We start from the raw sequence: 16870 nt of genomic DNA on the forward strand, positions 1-16870 counted from the left end.
GTTCAGTTTTCAGAACGGATTCAATGCTCGTGGTGCCCGTGAAGTTCACTTAAATGACTTCATAGGTAGTCCGCCATGTGAACGAACTCAAACACCGATTCGAAAATGCTATCGGTGAACCATTTGTTTCAGTTCCAGTTCTGTTTTTGTCAGAATGCGTGAGACCCGGGACTCGGAGAGCCCGAGAACCTGACCGATTTGCTTGAGTGTCAAATCATCGAGGTAATACAAGGTGATCACCGCACGTGGACGGTCAGCGAGTTTTTCAATCGCTTTGGCAAGGACATGTTGCTGTTCATGCTCCGACTGTTCTTCTTGTACTGAGTTGTCAGAGCGTCTTGTGTATGGGAGGAGTTCTTCGCTCCAACTTTCAGGGTAATTCATACGCATCGCGACGAGACACTTCTCGACGTCTTCGACTGAAAGGTCTGTCATCTCTGCAATCTGTTGAGAATTTAATGTTTGTTCGCCTCCTTGAATGGCAGCTTTGATCTTCGACCAGTTCTGCAAAATGTGCTGGGGAACTGGACAATTTCGACGAAGTTCATCCAGAACGGCTCCACGAATTCTTGAATAGGCAAAGGTCTTAAATGCAACTCCCTTGTCTGCATCAAACCGATTCGCTGCTTCGACCAATCCCAGAACTCCAGCCGCTTCGAGATTCTCAAAATCTATGGCACTGGGGAGCTCCAGCAACAATTTTCCGATCACATGTTTCACGTAATAAAGGTTTGAGACGATGAGTCGCTCGCGTGCCTGTTGGTCATTGATGTTTTGATATGTCTTGAGTCCCGCATCCATGCGTCCCCCTCCTGCCAATCACTCTTTTCATCTATCGTCCCTGGGAATCATTCATTGAAGAAGCACTAACAAAACTGCGAATACGGTGGGTATTCGCTCAACCACAACTTTGTTGGTTTTGTTAGAGCGACTCCTTCAAAACTCGTCCTCATCTTCAAACACAAGCGAGACCATCGAAGACATTCCAATAAAGAGAACCGTTGCGCCGCCGCCTCCGAGGAAAGCTCGGAACAAGACAACCTCAGGCTCAAGCCCGAAAACAACACTGAGTAAAGTCATTGCACAGGCAACGAGCAGTCCGACTGCCATGCCGATTTGCACATTCGAATTTTTGGGGATGTTCTTATTCATACTGATGATTTCATTCGATAAACATTGACGAAAACGCTTTCGTAAAGAGTCATTTCCTGACACTGACCTGTTGAGCATTTCGAAATGCTTTTGGCTTTCTGCCGCAGATCGTTCAGCGCTGTTCCTGATAAAACCGTTCCCTCATGGATGCCTCCAGAAGTCCCGCACTGCTCACGCTGCATTATTCCGAAGCCCTTCGTTCTCACTCCCGGCAGTTGGGACAATTGAATCTCCAATGCCAACGTTTTCAGGGAAAATAGTCCTGTAAGGAATGAACTCAACGGGATCGATTCCCAGGTCCCCCGGAACTTCTTGATACGCGACCACTCCCAGGTGCGGCGCGGAGCGGCGAAACAGTTTTCGCAACGGGCGTCGCAGAACACGATCGACCAGTAAGGCCAATGGCTGATCAGCACGTTGCGAGTTCTTCCAGGCAGCTTGAATCTGTTCGAGCATCGCTTCGAGTGAATCTGGACCGACGGCAAGTTGTTGATCGCGAACCTGTTCTCTCAAGCGTGCTTCGAGTTGCGGTTCAAAAGCGAGGACTCGCAAGTCGCCGTTCGGTAAGCAGTAGCGGTCACAAATTAATCGCCCTAAATCGGCTCGTACGGCATCAGTTAAATCATCTGCGGTTTTCAATTGTGAACTGTGATTGGAAATGGACTCCAGAATGTGTGCCAGATCAGAGAGTGGGACGCCGTCCTCTGCCAGTTGTTGAAGTACTTGCTGTAACACAGCCATGCGGACCGATTCAGAACGAAGTTCATCAACGATGACAGGAGCGAATTCCCGCACACGGTCCAAAAGTTCCTTGAGAGTCTCTCGAGTGAGGAGTTCGTGCCCGTGGAGTTTCAAAACCTCCCCAAGATGAGTGATCAGCACACTCGACGGGTCCACAACAGTATAGCGATGGCTTTCCGCCTGCTGGCTGAGTGCAGGATCAATCCACTTCGCTGGCAGCTGAAACGCAGGCTCACGGGTTTCTTCTCCGGGGATTTGAATTCCGGGGTTTTCGGGAAGAATTGCCAGGACTTTTTCTGGAAGAAGTTGACCACTGGCAACGACGCGGCCAGCAATCTGAATCCGGTAGGTTTGCGGGTCCATCTGGATTTGTGATCGTACACGGATCGGTGGAATCCAAAGTCCTCTTTCGCGAGAGAACTCTTTGCGAAGCGTCGTAATTCGTTCGGCAAGGCGTTTACCTCGCCCTGAATTCATTAAAGGGACAAGTCTTGAGCCGACTTCAATCGTAGCACGATCGCGAAGTAAGAAATCTCCGGGATCGTCTTCTGGCTCGGGTGGTGCATCGGGTCCGGGAGGGGCTGAGGGAGTTTGCAGTTCACCCGGTTTACTGACGCTTCGAGAAGTTAATGAGATGACTAACGCAATCGCGAGAGTTAGAAATGGAAACTTGGGCATTCCGGGCATCAACGCCAGGAAAACGAGAATAATGACGCCGATCCACAACGGGCGACGATTTCGAAAGAGTTGTGATTCGAGTTCTTCGCTGAGGGTTTCTTCGGAGTTTGACTTGGTGACTAAAATTCCTGCGGTAACTGCAATAATCAGAGCAGGAATTTGTGAGATGAGCCCATCACCGACTGTCAGGACCGAGTATCGTGTTAGCGATTCAATGATGCTCATACCGTGCGTCATTCCGAGAATGACTCCGCCGACAAGATTGATTGCGGTGATGATCATTCCGGCGATGGCATCGCCGCGTACAAATTTACTGGCTCCATCCATGGCCCCGTAGAATTCGGTTTCTTGTGCAAGCTGTTCGCGTCGTCCCTTAGCAGTTTGTTCATCGATTGCCCCTGCGTTCAGTTCGGCATCAATCGCCATCTGTTTTCCGGGGAGTGCATCAAGTGTGAATCGAGCGGACACTTCAGAAATCCGGCCCGCTCCTTTCGTGATCACAACAAACTGAATCACAACGAGAATCAGAAAGACGACCAGCCCGACGACCAGATCTCCGCCAACAACGTAATCACCAAACGCTTCAACAAGCTTTCCGGCATTCGCTGAAAGCAAGATCGACCGTGTCGTCGCGACGTTCAATGAGAGGCGATACAAAGTCAACAACAACAACAGTGACGGGAAGACCGACAGGTCCAATGCTCGCTTTGCTCCCATAGTGACTAGCAGAAGAAGGATCGTGAGCGCCAAATTCCCCGCAAGCAGCAAGTCTAAGATGAAACCTGGCAGCGGAATGAGCATGATGACGAGCACACCCAACAACCCGATCGGAAGGAGTGTCTCGCTTTTCGAGAGACCGAGCTCAATTTTGTTCTGTGGCTGATTCATGAGGTGTACGCTCAAAAGCGGCTAGAGCAAATCCAGTATTGATCTTTACGTTCTGTCCCACGGTGAGCAGTTTTTATTGTCAGGACAGTGGCCTTCATCGGATGCGACAAGCTTTGAAAACCCCTCGAACAGATCATCCGAAGCTTAAGCTGAGCGCCCGAATGATCAGGCTCCAGCCGTCCACCAGGATGAACAACAAAAGTTTGCACGGGGTCGAAATGACGACCGGAGGCATCATCATCATTCCCAAAGCCATAAGAATCACCGAGATCACCAAGTCGATCAGGACAAATGGAAGGTAAATGCAAAACCCCATAATGAATGAGGTTTTCAGCTCACTGATGACAAAAGCCGGAACCAGAATGTGCATCGAAATGCTCTCGGGCGTCGGAATTGAATCTAACTCAGCGAGGTCGAGGAGAAGCTGAATGTCCTGCTTGCGAGTTTGCGTGATCATGAACGACTTGAGGACCTGCGAACCGTTCTGGATTGCTTCGCTGCTTGAAATTTCTTCGTGCAAGTAAGGCATGATGGCCTGCTGTTCGATCGCCTGAAACGTCGGAGCCATCACGAACAGCGTGAGGAACAACGACAGACCGATAATGACCTGAGTCGGCGGAATTTCCTGAGTCGAGAGTGCTCTCCGGACGAAAGAAAGCACGATCACGATGCGTGTGAAGGCCGTCATTGTCACGAGTGCGGACGACAAAAACGCCAGCCCGCCCAGAAAAATCGCAACTTTGATTTGTGGTGAGAGTTCTTGAAACGCTTCGGTCTGCAAGACTTCTGAAACCAATTCGGATTGTGTGCTTTGCATTTCAGCTCACCTCTGAGATTGCGAGAGTCTGCGGCAGTTCCTGATCTGCTGTCACTCCACTGGATTCCAGGTCTTCGTTCTCATCCAGATTCCAGTTGGGAACAAGAGTGACTGATTTGACTCCGCTCGGGTCGGTGGCGATCAAATATCTTTCATCTCCAAGCATGACTAAATGCAGCAGGCTGTTCTGGTGAACCGAGAGCGTCGAGAGATGTGTCAACTCGTTTGTCTTCAGCTTCTTCTGATCACTCATGTTCAACTTCTGTAGTATCACACCTTGCTTCATTCGTACGACATATGTCGACAGACCAGCGATGAACAACACGACACCGGTCCATTTCACTAAATTCCAAAGATCAAAATCGAGTGGCTCGGCGAAGTTGGCTGTGGACGCAAATGTCGATGCCGCAATCTCCTGTTTGAACGCTTGCTCTGGAGTTCGCTTCACTGCTTGAGTCTCACTTGCGGCTCTGTCTGTTGCTTCAAATTCAGGTACTGTTTCAGTCTTGGACAATGTCAATGCAGCAATCGACTTGAAGGTCTGATTCCAATTCATCTCTTCGTCTTGAAGCCACTCCACCGTCGGGAGTTCAGGCTCTGAAAGTTGCGATCCGTACCAGAGTTCAACATTCTGGAGAGTCTGCGTTTGTGGAATGTTGAATTCCAAAGCAGGGATTTTTTCAGCCTCCGCTCCAACAGCGAGAGTTGTTTCAACTCCCACAAGGAGCAGGCATGCCCAACACAATTTGTCTGTCAACCTGATCATGATGGCGCACCGGATTCGTATTTTTTCTTACGAGAGAAGAGGCGAAAACCTGAGTAATAAACTTGAGCAGGACCTCTCAGTCACTGAGAAAATCGCCCATTCCAAAAGTGCTTGGATCGGTCATTGCTCAGCCCCGCGACTGTGCGAATTTTCGATGTGCGTCAGTCTCACGGCATACCGGTCCTCGACAACGACCACTTCTCCTCGAGCGATTCGAATGCCTTGTGCCATGACATCAACCATCTCACTGACGCTTCGATTCAATTCAACAACAGCCGTCGGGCCGAGCTGAAGCAACTCTCCAAGTGGGAGTTCTGTCCGCCCTAACTCCACGGAAACAGTCACGTTGACATCGTAAAAACGTTGGAGTGGAAGATTTGCGGGGGGCGTTGAAGGAGGGACAGCTGCCGGGAAATCGACCGAATAAACAACCTGCTCTGTCTTGTCTTCTGTCTCACGATCACCATAGTCTTGAGAAGCACTGAGATCCCCATCTCTTTGTACAGGGTCGGTCGCCCCAGTTGAGTCAACGGATCCCTTCTTGATGTTCTCGTCAAATTGCTGCTGATCTGTCATGACGGTCTCACTAAATCTTGAACGCTTCAGGAATCATTCGACCTGTTCCTGAAGCCTGAATTTGCTCTCTCAAACCTTGAGGAAAGCGACTATTCGAGAGTTTTTTGGACTGATTCAAAAATCAATCATCAATCGCTTCGACCACCTGAAATCCAAGCCGAGGACCAACGGTGACCGGAGTGACTTTCCACTTTGGGCGTTCATCAATGGAAGCAATCAGTGGCTGAAATGCAGATTGATTCAACATCAAAACATCACCGTCCCAAAGTTCTGTAATCTCGGACATTTTGAGTTCTACCGATCCCAACTCTACAACGATTTCCTTAGGAATATTTTCTGTAACAGCGACCATAGCTGCGAGATCATGATCAGAGGCTGGCAGAACAGTAGCGAACTCCTGAGAGATCTGATCTTCCAGGGGGTGCTTGGGCATTAGCCAGTGTAAAGTTTCTTCTCCATAGTCCGATGTGATGCGTATTTTCGCGACGAGCAAGTCCGTCCCGTTCGCAAACATTCGCGCACGACGCGGCTTCTCTATGAACTCCTGATACGTAGTGGGAATCGGTTCAGTTCCGGGCCAGCTCTCGCTCATGGCATCAGAAATATTCTCGAACAGGATTTCGAGGATGGCGATTTCCGTTGGCGAAAAAGGAGTCGGCTTAGGCCAATCTTTGCCTTGAATATTCAAAACGTACTCAACAAGCACTCTTCCTAATCGTCCTGAAACGACGACCAGGCATGGCATGCCAGAGATCCCCAGACTGATCCGAGCTCCAACACCATCCGCTGGAAGCTCTTGCATGGCTCGATGTTCCGTCACCGGTTCCATTGAATGTGCGTGAATCTGAAAATCATTTGTAATCAGTGTTTCCCAACGTTCCTGTGTGCGAGTGCAAATTTCTGTGTGCCATTGCTGGAGGACACGGCTTGAACCAGCATTCGGGCGACGGGGCGTTTGAAAATCGAGTCTCTCAAACATTTCTGCAAGGCCCTTTGCGTTACTGAACATTGAATTCTTCGAACAGAATGTCGTAGACACGATCATGGCCGTCCGAAAATAAGGTTGTGTTGAATTGATTGCGGATTTCTCTACGAAGCATGTTCTGCCCCGCTTTGCCGCGAATTTCGTCTAAGGTCTTGTCTGAGAGATGGCTGAGTAACCAGTTTCTCAACACAAGTTTTTCCTTCTCAAGTAAAGCCTGAACCCTCTCTCTATCTTTCTGTTTGACCTGCAGAGACATCTTCAATCGCAGATAACGGTTCATCCGTCCTTCGTCGAGATTGACCGTTGACTCACCGAAAGAGACATAGGTCATGTCGTTCACTGAAATCGCATTGCGACTCTCCGGTGAACCGCCTGCTTTTGAGCCGGGCTCTAGTGCAAATAAATTCGGGAGCATAAAAGGAATGGCACTCCCTGCAGCGGCAGCTACGAGAAAAAAAATCATAAGGGTGAGGAAACCGACCCCAGATTTCCTCGGAACCTCATCTTCCTGGGGCTCATCGCTGATTTTCTGATTCACTGGTTTACCTTCTGATCTCGTTGAATCATGAACGCTTCGGGAGAAGTGACGGAGAGCTGGGAATTGAAGGGAGAGAAAGGCCCACGTTGAGACTCTCTCAAGCTTCAATTTTGCACCCACAACTCAAAATCTATGTTGATCTTCTGACGCCCTGAAACGAGTCCTGTTCGACGTTTCGATTGACGTTTTGAATAGATGTTAAGACTTACCGGATTTATCGATCTGAGAAGGTTTTCCGATGAGGCAAAATGGACGCGAGGAACGTTTGACTCGCCCAAAGAGCATTTCACCGCACGCTTGCGTAGAAACACGCACTGAAAGAGACGCAGTCGAAAACGAACCAACTTAGAGCCGTTGACCTGCTCCACAACGGCGGGAGTCCACTCATGTCAAGACTTCAACTGAGGAGAATATAAAACGTCCAAAGCTAGAGCATCTTTGGAATTGGTTTGCAGGATCTACCTCGTGGCGAATAGCATTTCTACTAGAACCAGTCCGAAAACCTTTGGCACAGCCGCTTTTCTCAACACCTTGAGGGAGCAACTTCAAGTTTCAGGATCAGTTCTAGAAAAATGCGTTCTTCACGGGCACACTGCTCTGAGTCATGCTTGATGACGTCGAAAGAATTTCCGCCCTTCCCGGAAAGCTCTTCCGCCTCTCAGTCTGAACGTTGCGACCCTCATTACCGGGGTGAACTCGACAAGTCATTAAACCGTCAAGCTTTATCGCCACACGAAGAGGATGTCGGGAAGAAGTTTTTTGACTCTGGCACACTCTGTGCAAATGCTCAAGTGAATGACTGGAAAGGAATTCACTCATGCTTCACGGAGTTTACGGAGCCGCCGTCACGATGGACGGCGCGGCGCGGCAGCACGAACACATTGCGAAGAATCTGGCTCATGCACAGATTCCGGGATATCGACGTACTCAGCTGACACAAGGGACGTTCGACGACAGTCTGCAAGAGACAACGGCCGACCTCATTGCCCGTTCGTCAGCTGGAACTCGCGGTCTGGAGGAGTCTCACGATTTCACAACCGGGCCGCTCGAACAGACGGACCGTCCGTTGGACATCGCTATTCAAGGAGAAGGGTTCTTTGTGATCGGTGAACGGGACGAACCACTCTATACACGCAATGGGTCATTTACCATCGACCAGCAGGGAAACATTGTCACAAAAGATGGGCGAACTCTTCAGGGGACCAATGGCCCCATGACCCTACCGATCAACACGGTCGTTGAAGACATCGCTGTTGATCAATCCGGGCGAGTCTCTGTCAATCAGATTGAACTCGGGCGAATCAAAATCGTCCAGTTTGAAGACAATGAAAAACTGGTCAACGTCGGTACGACCCTCTTTCGAAATCCCAACGAATCTGGTTCAGAGATCACACAGTTGGATGTGCAGAACACTCGCGTCCAACAAGGGAGTCTCGAGAAGTCAAACGTCCACCCTGTGCAAGAACTTGTTGAACTCATCGCTGTGCAACGTCGCTACGACGCTGCCTCGCGCACGCTTCGAACTCTCATGAGAACTGTTGAACAACGCATCAACCTGCAACGAGGAACTTAATCATGCTTCGCGGACTTTACACCAGCGCCATCGGGATGAAAGCACAGGAACTGCTGCTTGATAACACAGCGAATAACCTGGCAAATGTCAACACGACCGGATTCAAACGCAGCCACCTCGACTTCGCGGACTTGCTGTATTCGACGCTGCAACAACCCGGAACTGAAGTCGCTGCCGGACAGGTTGCTCCGACTGGATTGCAAATTGGAAGCGGGGTCCGTGCTACCGGAACAACAAAAGTCTTTACTCCAGGAACTTTTGAACAGACTGGAAATTCGCTCGATGTTGCCATCGAAGGTGACGGTTTCTTCAAGGTTCAACTTCCCAATGGTGAAGTCCGCTATACACGAGACGGAGCGTTTCGGCTGGATAACAACGGGCAATTGGTGACCACAAATGGATACCTGCTCGATGCTGGAATCACCGTTCAGGACGGCATCAGCATCACGAAACTCAACATTGGCGAAGATGGAACGGTCAGCGGCGTGCTGGAAGGTTCTCCCCAGTCGGCGGTGCAACTCGGTCAACTTCAACTGGCCCGCTTTCTCAATCCTGCTGGACTTTCCAGCGAAGGGGGCAACCTCTACGCAGCCACTCCTGCATCTGGAAATGAAGTATTGAGCAATCCGGGAGATGAGGGAGTCGGGATACTTCGGCAGGGATTTCTTGAGGGTTCGAATGTCGAAGTCGTTACCGAGTTGATCTCACTCATTTCAGCCCAACGGGCCTATGAGATCAATTCTCGTGCAATTCGAGCAGGCGATGAAATGCTCTCAACGACATCAGACATCGTACGGTAGAGCAGCATGCCATTCCGTCTGCGCATGTAGCTGACTGCGATGCCCGTGATGCTGGGTGTCATGCCCGTGAAACTGAGTGTCATGCCTGAAAATGAATTGAAAAAACGGATGTTTCAACAGATGACTTTCTCGATGAAATTTGGATTCATTGTTCTGATTTTCGGATCGTTTTGCCTGCCAGTCATTGCCCAGGACGAGACGGTGCAAATTACACTCGCTCCAAATGTTTTGCTCAACCGGCTCGATGTCACGCTTGGTGATGTCGCGCAGGTTCGCGGGGGTGATTCAGTTCAGTTGCGGCGGATCAGAAGCATTGACTTGCAAAGACTCGACGATGAGAAGAGCTGTATCCTTTCAGCGGAGTTTATTCGCTTGCGATTGATCCTCGCGAATTACACTGAGGACAAATTGCAATTCCGGGGGGCCGATCAGGTAATCGTCCAGCTCGACGAACGGACAGCATCCATTGAACAAATTCTTCAACAGGCAATCGAACAGGCTGTCTCGGACCGAGTGGAATATCCCATCAGTTCAGTTCAGGTTCGGATTCTGCAACCGATTCAACGACACTGGGGGATCAATGCGAGCCAACTTGTGACGCTCACGCCCAAAATCATACTTCCAGAGGGATCTATTCTGGGTCGGCAATCGATTGTCGTACATATTTATGATCGTGAGCATCTTTACGCGACGCGGTCGGTCCCGTGTGAAATTGCCATCCTGCAAGATGAGTTACGACTCACAAGACATGTGGCTCGCGGAGAGGTTATTTCAGTCGAAAACACAGTGCTCAAGGAGCGTTTTCTAACCTCATCTGCAGGACATCTCACGCTGAAAAACGCTCTGGGACGCCGCGTGCGAAGGCCCATGGAAGTTGGAGAGCGTCTCAGCTCACATGACTTACTTCCGGAAAATGAAAACACGAATAGCGACCTTGTCATCAAGTCACGATCAGCGATTCGGCTGATTGCAAAGATGGGGCGACTCGAAATCACCGTCCCCATGGCAGAAGCGCTCCAATCCGGAAGAGTTGGGCAAATCATTCGAGTGAAGAATCTGCAATCAAATCGAATCGTCAACGCGAGAGTCGTCAACGCGGAAGAAGCTGTCGTTGATTTGGGGTTTAGAAAATAGATTTTGATGCCCTGAATCGCTGATTCCCTCGATACATGGACGCATATTTTTGGAGAGGTGACAGACCGAATCTTACATTGCTGTTCGGGTTCCACCTCGTAGGATGCATCTATGAAATCATGAAAGTGACCTTCACGGGCACAACGAGCATCGAAAACACTTTCAAGAATTCTTAATGAAAAAGTTGATCATGATTCACTTACACAAACCATTCTTGCTCGTTCTGGTTTTAACCATGACGTCCTTAAGTGAGGGAACGTCCCTTCAGGCTGAGTCGATCTGGGCTCGAAGGACGGACGAAAACTCGCTGTTATTTTTTGATACTCGAGCTCGTCGAGTTGGTGATTTGGTCACCGTACTCGTTTCGCAATCGACCGACGTCGACAGTCGTGAAGACCGTGCAATGAAAAAATCGACGCAGGCTGGGACCAAGTTTGACTTCGACGCTGAAACTGGTGGCGGACTCGGAACAAAGGCAGCTAACGCCGCTTTCGATCTAAACTCGACTTCGAATCGAGAGTTTGATGGCGGAAGCAACTACCGTAGCGAACAGGGATTTACTGACCGAATTACCGCGACCGTCACAGAAGTTCTGCCGAACGGAAACCTCGTGATCTCCGGACAACGGAATGTTCAAGTCGCCGGTGAACTGCGAGCTTTGACCCTGTCAGGAGTAATCCGTCCCATTGACCTTACACCTCAGAACACTGTGAATTCTCGCTACATCTCTGATTTTCATTTGACCTATGAAGGAGCCGGGCCAACACAATCCTTCACGCGACAAGGCTGGCTTGGCAGATCAGTGAATAAGTTATGGCCCTTTTAGAGCCTTTTCCGAATTGGATCTACGCTATGACAGAGAATGAAACGAAAGCTCTACAAAACACGTAACAGGTGAGTCTCCGATGCAAACCGAAGACTGATCCTACTTCGCCGCCGTTCTCTCACTTTTCTTATTTCGATGCCGAGGTATTTATGTTTCGTCGATCTTTCATCTTCAACCTCTTCCTCGTGACGGGTCTGATGGGTACATCGAAACTCGCAGCTGACGTCCGAATCGGCGACCTGACAAATGTCGCAGGTGTCCGAAAGAATCAACTCGTCGGAATGGGGCTGGTCACGGGGCTCAACGGGACCGGTGGAAAAAGTCCTGTCACTCGGCGATTCGCGATGAACATGCTTCAGCGATTTGGTGTCCGTTCCGATCCTGATTTACGTGCCCGCATTGAGAATGACACCGCGCAAAAGACAGACAATATCTCGGTCGTTACCGTGACTGCTAACCTTGACAGCTTCTCAAAAGAGGGGACAGCGATTGATGTTCTCGTTTCGACTTTTGACGATGCTGAAAGCTTACAAGGTGGACAACTCATTCTCACTCCCCTTTTTGGGGCAGATGGTCAAGTGTACGCAGTCGCCTCTGGCCCGATATCAATTGGAGGCTTCAGTTTTAGTGGTGAGAGTGCCAGAGTTCAAAAGAATCACCCAACTACAGGACGAATCCCTAACGGCGCGACCGTGGAACTGGAAACCTGCTCGGAACTGGGAACAGACGGGAGGGTCCAATTTCTTCTCAATTCCCCCAGTTATGAAACCGCTCGAAGAACAGCGAACGCAATCAATCAAGTTTATCCGCAATCTGCATTCGCCACGGATGCTGCAACGATTGATGTCATCATTCCGTTTTCGTTGCAAAGTACGGTCAGTGATTTCGTTGCAACTCTGAGTAATCTGACTGTAACTCCTGACGTTCCTGCCAAAGTCGTCATCAATGAGCGAACAGGAACCGTCGTCATCGGTGAACACGTCCAACTTTCACGCGTACTGATAACACACGCGAACCTGGTTGTTTCCACTGTAGAAACACCGTTAGTCGCACAACCTGCTCCATTTAGTCAGGGTGAAACGGTCGTTGTGCCGAGAACGGAAGTGATGGTCGAGGAAGAAGACAATCCAGTTTCGATCATTGAACCAACGACGACTGTCGGCGAACTGGCTCAGGCGTTAAATGCCCTGGGAGTCGCCCCGCGTGATTTGAGTTCCATCTTCCAACAACTGAAAGAGTCTGGTGCGCTGCATGCAGAACTGGAGATGAAGTGAGGCTTTGAGCAGATTTGCGCCTTCTCGACTGGCGAAGAAACGTCCTTTCGATACAGACACGGACATCGATCTCAACGACACCGATCTCAACGACATGGCCCCCTACGACATCGACCGATTCTAAAACACTTAAGAGCTGAGCCCGCTCCCCTCCCCTACTTCTCGTTCGGTGACCTCAATTCTCTGAACGTTTCAATATCAGAATTCTCGAATCTCAAATCAATCAAAGAATTATGCTCACATCACCTGTTCTCATGCCGCAGACCTCAATTGAGCAACTCGACTCGACCAAGCCACCACAGTCTTTAAAGGTTGGTCAAGAAATGGAAAGCTTGTTCGTCTCAGTTTTGCTGAAAGAGATGCGGCAAGCTGGGGGCGAAGGAGGACTTTTTCCCGGTGATCATTCAGACACTTTGGGCGGGATGTTCGACATGTTTCTGGGGCAGCATATTGCGGAGTCCGGTGGAATCGGACTGGCAGCCTCTCTTCAGAATGTACTGAAATAGTTTTTGAACGCCAGTTGCGAATCACTCATTCAAGGATGAAAGATGATAGAGACGCCATTTCAATCGGGCTTTCTTCAACGAGTGAAACATCACGTTGAACGAGAAGAATCTCTTTTGAGTCAGCTCCAACAGACCCTGCGTCAACTCGGAAGACTTCGTCCCGATGACAGCAGATCAGCGACGAACGAAAAGCAGCTGAATGGACCGTTGCTTAACAGCCCGTTGCTGAATGGCCCATTAGTGAATGGCCCATTGCTTCTTGGTCAACTCTCCGCGGAAGTTGAGTCGATCTCCCGGTCACGCCGACAACTGAAAAACGAAGCCGCAAAGAGTCTTGGCGTCACAACAAAAGAAATTCACTTTTCCAGCTTGTTAAAGCGAATCGGGACTCCGAACGCTTTGGAAGTTGCTGAATCTATCAGACAGGTCCGAAAGGATTTGACACGGACATTGGGCATCTTGCAGGCCAGCATACGCTCGCTGTTGATTGAACGCCAGCTTATCGAAGTCTCACTCGAAGCTCTCGGAGTCGGAGTGATTCAAGAAAAGTACGACGAGTCGGGCGAGCGTTTGACAATCCATCCGGAGTCTCATCTCGAAACGAGGTCTTAAGATGTTACACATTGATGTCGGACTCAGTTCCATTCGTGCCAGCCAGCAAGCCCTCTATGCGATTTCGAACAACATCGCGAATGCAAATACTGAAGGCTACCACCGGCAACGCGTGGAGTTGATCGACAGAAACCCGGTCACGATTGGATCAATTCAAATCGGTTCGGGTGTTGATGTCGACAGCCTTACGCGGTTGCGAGACACCGCGACTGAGGCTTCGCTGATCTCAACGAAATCGAGACATGCCGAATCAGAAACCACGTTACGAATCCTCGGCCAACTTGAATCCGCGTTGCTCCCCAGTAGTGGTTCGCTCATCTCTACTGTCTCCAATTTCTTTAACGAGATTGAGCAACTCGCTGCACAACCATCAACTGTGACGATTCGTGATGCCGTGATCGCGGCTGCTGAGGATGTGGTCAACCAGATCAGCCAACTCGACACGAGATTGAATCAACTCAGATCAAACAATGTGATTGCGATTCATGAAGAAGTCAACGCGATTAACGATGAAACGGCTCAAATCGCTGACCTGAATCGAGATATCCGAATCCAATCTCATTCCGGATCGCAGCCGAACACATTACTCGACCAGCGTGATCGCCTTGTCTCTCAACTGAGCGAGCGTGTCGACATTTCGCTTCAAAGCTTTCTGGTCGATGACAGCCCACTCGTCGCTGCGGGAGGATCGATCATTATCGCTGAGAAAGCGACCACACTTCGCGCAGAGACAACTCCAGACGGACGCGCGACCGTTCAAGCAACGAACGGTGGCGCAACGGTTGCCCCGACATCTGGCACACTCCAGGCGATGTTGGCTGGTCAACAGGCGATTGACGAAATCCAACAATCGTTGCACGACTGGGCGAATGAATTTATCGCGACAGTCGACGCCATCCATGCCAGCGGCCAAGGACAGAACTCACAACTTGAGTTCATTCAAGGAGTTCGAAACGTTTCACCTCCTTCGATTCCTCTTGAGGGACTCGCGACCACTTTTCCTGTTGAATCAGGGAGCTTATTCGTCACGCTCACGGAATCGTCAACCGGACAGCGGACAACGCATCAGGTCGACATCGATGTTACCAGCGATTCCCTTGAGGATGCTCTGAGTCGACTCGACACCATTCCCCAACTCACTTCCATCTACCAACCCGATACCGGAAAGGTTGCCCTTCGAGCTAACGCCGGATACTCCATCGACTTTGCTGGGGGAATTGATGCAGTCCCAGCTGCTTCAAACCTGACAGGAACAGCCTCCCCGAAACTCTCCGGTTTCCCGACAACATCTGAGAACACAAACTGGACAGCTACAATCAGCGGTTCAGGAACTGTAGGAACAACTCCCGGACTGCGCCTTGACATCACAAATTCAGTCACAGGTGCGGCAATCAAATCTCTCGACATTGGAAAGAACTATCTACCTGGAGAAACGTTGACCATCGCTGATGGAGTGAATCTGTCGTTCACATCTGGCACTGTGACGAATGGTGAAAATTTTGCCTTTGACATTGTTGCCAATCCTGATGAAACAGGGATGTTAGTCACCCTTGGTTTGCAATCACTCTTCACTGGGGATGCTTCAACCGGCATTGGACTGAATCCGCATGTTCAAGAATCTCCCTTGAATCTTGCAGCTTCTCGGACTGGCGAATCTGCGGACTCCAGTAACTTAAAGCGAATGATTCAGCTTCGTGAATCTGTTCAATTCGTCAGCCGCAATGAAACGCTTGAAGAGCGAATTACGAGCCTTTCGACATCAACTGCGTTTCGAATCCAAGCTGAACAGGCGAATTTTGAATACCTGAACGAACAAAAAATTCACCTCGAAAACGTTCGCGATTCCGTATCTGGCGTCGACCCGAATGAGGAGTTGCTCACCATGATGGAATATCAACGACAGTTTCAGGCTGCTTCACGTTTCATCACGGTGGTTGACGAAGCACTCGACGAACTTCTGCGATTTATCAATTAAGAATCGGTCCACGGTGGTCTCCTCTTTTCACTGCAACCTGCCTACGAGAATTCCATGACGCTCCGCATTACTCCTCACCGACAACTTCAACTGAGCCAGTTGCATACTCAGGGTCATCTCTCCAGATCAAACTTGTTGCAAAATCAAATCAGCAGCGGAGAACGAATACATCGACCATCTGAAGATCCCGAAGGTCAACGAACGATTCTGAATCAGCAAGCTGCAATTGCGAGACTGGAAACTCAAGTTGCCTCGATTCAATATTCACGAACGTATTTGCATCAAGGAAACGTTGAACTCCTCGACGCGAACCAACTGCTTGTTCAAGCGAAGTCCTTGGCATTAGAAGCAAGGCAGTCGACAGAACAAACGGATCTGAACATCATCGCGAGTGAACTCGACGGCTACCTGCAAACACTTGAGAGTATCGCAAACGCGAAGCTTGACGGACGCTACCTCTTCTCTGGAGCAACAAACGACACCCGACCGTTCTCAGGAATTGTTGAAGGCCCAACGCAATACCACGGAAGTCAGTCGAGTGGAGAAGTTGTTCTCGCGAACGTCGATGATGTTACGGTTTTCCTCTCAGGCGATGAAGTTTTTCAACACCTGAACGAAACAGGAGACGCTCGGATCGACATTTTCGAAACGATCCGGACGCTCAAGGATGATTTACGAAACAGGGCTCACTTTTCACAAGATGAATGGGGAGCTCGCATTGATCGGCGAATCGATGAATTACAACAGAGCAGCGACCACGTTCTAAATGTCGTTGGCGAGCAATCGGTTTCGCTTCAACAGTTTGACCGGCTGCAAACTCGGGCGGAAGACCTCAAACATGAAGCTCAGATCCTGCTTTCGGATACGCAGAGCCCTGACTTCGCCACCGCCGTGATTCAACTCCAGGAAGAACAGAATCTTCTCCAGTACTCGTTAGCAACCGTTACCAGAATCTTTGATCTGTCCGTTCTGGATTATCTGTAACAACCGTTGGACATAGAGCAAACTTTCACTCTTTGCCTGTCCGTG

Annotated in this window: 17 protein-coding genes; 9 read left to right on the forward strand and 8 right to left on the reverse strand. The window is 49.8% G+C overall.

The genetic code is table 11. The features are described 5' to 3' along the window. Positions 1 to 108 precede the first annotated feature (108 nt). The 8 genes from Mal48_RS13090 to Mal48_RS13125 form a co-directional block, all read right to left on the reverse strand. Complete coding sequence (locus Mal48_RS13090; protein WP_145200053.1) at positions 109 to 801, reverse strand: sigma-70 family RNA polymerase sigma factor; 693 nt, start codon at positions 799 to 801, stop codon at positions 109 to 111. 135 nt (positions 802 to 936) lie between these two features. After that, complete coding sequence (locus tag Mal48_RS13095) at positions 937 to 1152, reverse strand: hypothetical protein (RefSeq protein WP_145200056.1); 216 nt, start codon at positions 1150 to 1152, stop codon at positions 937 to 939. Between the two features lie 171 nt (positions 1153 to 1323). Next, positions 1324 to 3459, reverse strand: a complete 2136-nt coding sequence (locus tag Mal48_RS13100; protein WP_145200059.1) for a flagellar biosynthesis protein FlhA — start codon at positions 3457 to 3459, stop codon at positions 1324 to 1326. A 133-nt stretch (positions 3460 to 3592) separates the two neighbouring features. Next, positions 3593 to 4276 carry a flagellar type III secretion system pore protein FliP gene (fliP, locus tag Mal48_RS13105; RefSeq protein WP_145200062.1) on the reverse strand — a complete coding sequence of 228 codons (684 nt, stop codon included), beginning with the start codon at positions 4274 to 4276 and terminating at the stop codon, positions 3593 to 3595. A gap of 1 nt (position 4277) precedes the next feature. Then, a complete protein-coding gene (locus Mal48_RS13110; RefSeq protein WP_145200066.1) occupies positions 4278 to 5042 on the reverse strand; it encodes a flagellar biosynthetic protein FliO in 765 nt (254 codons plus the stop codon). 120 nt (positions 5043 to 5162) lie between these two features. Next, entirely contained in the window at positions 5163 to 5618 is a 456-nt protein-coding gene (gene fliN, locus Mal48_RS13115) for a flagellar motor switch protein FliN (RefSeq protein WP_145200069.1), read from the reverse strand. A gap of 121 nt (positions 5619 to 5739) precedes the next feature. Continuing rightward, the gene (locus Mal48_RS13120) at positions 5740 to 6627 is read right to left on the reverse strand and encodes a FliM/FliN family flagellar motor switch protein (RefSeq protein WP_231739565.1); all 888 of its coding nucleotides are present in this window, start codon (positions 6625 to 6627) and stop codon (positions 5740 to 5742) included. Next, positions 6617 to 7141 carry a flagellar basal body-associated FliL family protein gene (locus Mal48_RS13125; protein ID WP_145200075.1) on the reverse strand — a complete coding sequence of 175 codons (525 nt, stop codon included), beginning with the start codon at positions 7139 to 7141 and terminating at the stop codon, positions 6617 to 6619. Before Mal48_RS13125 ends, Mal48_RS13120 begins: the two co-directional genes overlap by 11 nt. A gap of 817 nt (positions 7142 to 7958) precedes the next feature. Between Mal48_RS13125 and Mal48_RS13130 the strand changes: the two genes are divergently transcribed. The 9 genes from Mal48_RS13130 to Mal48_RS13170 all read left to right on the forward strand — a co-directional run bounded on the left by Mal48_RS13130 (position 7959) and on the right by Mal48_RS13170 (position 16825). After that, positions 7959 to 8714, forward strand: a complete 756-nt coding sequence (locus Mal48_RS13130) for a flagellar hook-basal body protein (protein ID WP_145200078.1) — start codon at positions 7959 to 7961, stop codon at positions 8712 to 8714. A 2-nt stretch (positions 8715 to 8716) separates the two neighbouring features. Then, positions 8717 to 9514 (forward strand): flagellar basal-body rod protein FlgG, encoded by a 798-nt coding sequence (flgG, locus tag Mal48_RS13135; protein ID WP_145200081.1) that lies wholly within the window; start codon positions 8717 to 8719, stop codon positions 9512 to 9514. A 132-nt stretch (positions 9515 to 9646) separates the two neighbouring features. Next, positions 9647 to 10648, forward strand: coding sequence for a flagellar basal body P-ring formation chaperone FlgA (flgA, locus tag Mal48_RS13140; RefSeq protein ID WP_231739567.1), 1002 nt, complete (start codon positions 9647 to 9649; stop codon positions 10646 to 10648). Positions 10649 to 10823: 175 nt separating this feature from the next. After that, complete coding sequence (locus tag Mal48_RS13145) at positions 10824 to 11474, forward strand: flagellar basal body L-ring protein FlgH (RefSeq protein WP_145200087.1); 651 nt, start codon at positions 10824 to 10826, stop codon at positions 11472 to 11474. A 149-nt stretch (positions 11475 to 11623) separates the two neighbouring features. Next, entirely contained in the window at positions 11624 to 12748 is a 1125-nt protein-coding gene (locus Mal48_RS13150) for a flagellar basal body P-ring protein FlgI (RefSeq protein WP_145200090.1), read from the forward strand. Positions 12749 to 12981: 233 nt separating this feature from the next. Continuing rightward, complete coding sequence (locus tag Mal48_RS13155; RefSeq protein ID WP_145200093.1) at positions 12982 to 13254, forward strand: rod-binding protein; 273 nt, start codon at positions 12982 to 12984, stop codon at positions 13252 to 13254. 114 nt (positions 13255 to 13368) lie between these two features. After that, positions 13369 to 13866 (forward strand): hypothetical protein, encoded by a 498-nt coding sequence (locus Mal48_RS13160; protein WP_145200096.1) that lies wholly within the window; start codon positions 13369 to 13371, stop codon positions 13864 to 13866. A 1-nt stretch (position 13867) separates the two neighbouring features. Further along, complete coding sequence (flgK, locus tag Mal48_RS13165) at positions 13868 to 15841, forward strand: flagellar hook-associated protein FlgK (RefSeq protein ID WP_145200099.1); 1974 nt, start codon at positions 13868 to 13870, stop codon at positions 15839 to 15841. A 54-nt stretch (positions 15842 to 15895) separates the two neighbouring features. Beyond that, on the forward strand, positions 15896 to 16825 hold the full coding sequence (locus tag Mal48_RS13170) for a flagellin N-terminal helical domain-containing protein (protein ID WP_145200102.1): 930 nt from the start codon (positions 15896 to 15898) through the stop codon (positions 16823 to 16825). Positions 16826 to 16870: the final 45 nt, after the last annotated feature.

This window comes from Thalassoglobus polymorphus (genome assembly GCF_007744255.1).
GTDB lineage: Bacteria > Planctomycetota > Planctomycetia > Planctomycetales > Planctomycetaceae > Thalassoglobus > Thalassoglobus polymorphus.

What these genes read in the sequence shown, in the direction of transcription:
- Mal48_RS13090 (WP_145200053.1), bottom strand. Translation starts at nt 801, where the DNA reads ATGGATGCGGGACTCAAGACATATCAAAACATCAATGACCAACAGGCA.
- Mal48_RS13095 (WP_145200056.1), bottom strand. Translation starts at nt 1,152, where the DNA reads ATGAATAAGAACATCCCCAAAAATTCGAATGTGCAAATCGGCATGGCA.
- Mal48_RS13100 (WP_145200059.1), bottom strand. Translation starts at nt 3,459, where the DNA reads ATGAATCAGCCACAGAACAAAATTGAGCTCGGTCTCTCGAAAAGCGAG.
- fliP (WP_145200062.1), bottom strand. Translation starts at nt 4,276, where the DNA reads ATGCAAAGCACACAATCCGAATTGGTTTCAGAAGTCTTGCAGACCGAA.
- Mal48_RS13110 (WP_145200066.1), bottom strand. Translation starts at nt 5,042, where the DNA reads ATGATCAGGTTGACAGACAAATTGTGTTGGGCATGCCTGCTCCTTGTG.
- fliN (WP_145200069.1), bottom strand. Translation starts at nt 5,618, where the DNA reads ATGACAGATCAGCAGCAATTTGACGAGAACATCAAGAAGGGATCCGTT.
- Mal48_RS13120 (WP_231739565.1), bottom strand. Translation starts at nt 6,627, where the DNA reads ATGTTCAGTAACGCAAAGGGCCTTGCAGAAATGTTTGAGAGACTCGAT.
- Mal48_RS13130 (WP_145200078.1), top strand. Translation starts at nt 7,959, where the DNA reads ATGCTTCACGGAGTTTACGGAGCCGCCGTCACGATGGACGGCGCGGCG.
- flgG (WP_145200081.1), top strand. Translation starts at nt 8,717, where the DNA reads ATGCTTCGCGGACTTTACACCAGCGCCATCGGGATGAAAGCACAGGAA.
- flgA (WP_231739567.1), top strand. Translation starts at nt 9,647, where the DNA reads ATGAAATTTGGATTCATTGTTCTGATTTTCGGATCGTTTTGCCTGCCA.
- Mal48_RS13145 (WP_145200087.1), top strand. Translation starts at nt 10,824, where the DNA reads ATGAAAAAGTTGATCATGATTCACTTACACAAACCATTCTTGCTCGTT.
- Mal48_RS13150 (WP_145200090.1), top strand. Translation starts at nt 11,624, where the DNA reads ATGTTTCGTCGATCTTTCATCTTCAACCTCTTCCTCGTGACGGGTCTG.
- Mal48_RS13155 (WP_145200093.1), top strand. Translation starts at nt 12,982, where the DNA reads ATGCTCACATCACCTGTTCTCATGCCGCAGACCTCAATTGAGCAACTC.
- flgK (WP_145200099.1), top strand. Translation starts at nt 13,868, where the DNA reads ATGTTACACATTGATGTCGGACTCAGTTCCATTCGTGCCAGCCAGCAA.
- Mal48_RS13170 (WP_145200102.1), top strand. Translation starts at nt 15,896, where the DNA reads ATGACGCTCCGCATTACTCCTCACCGACAACTTCAACTGAGCCAGTTG.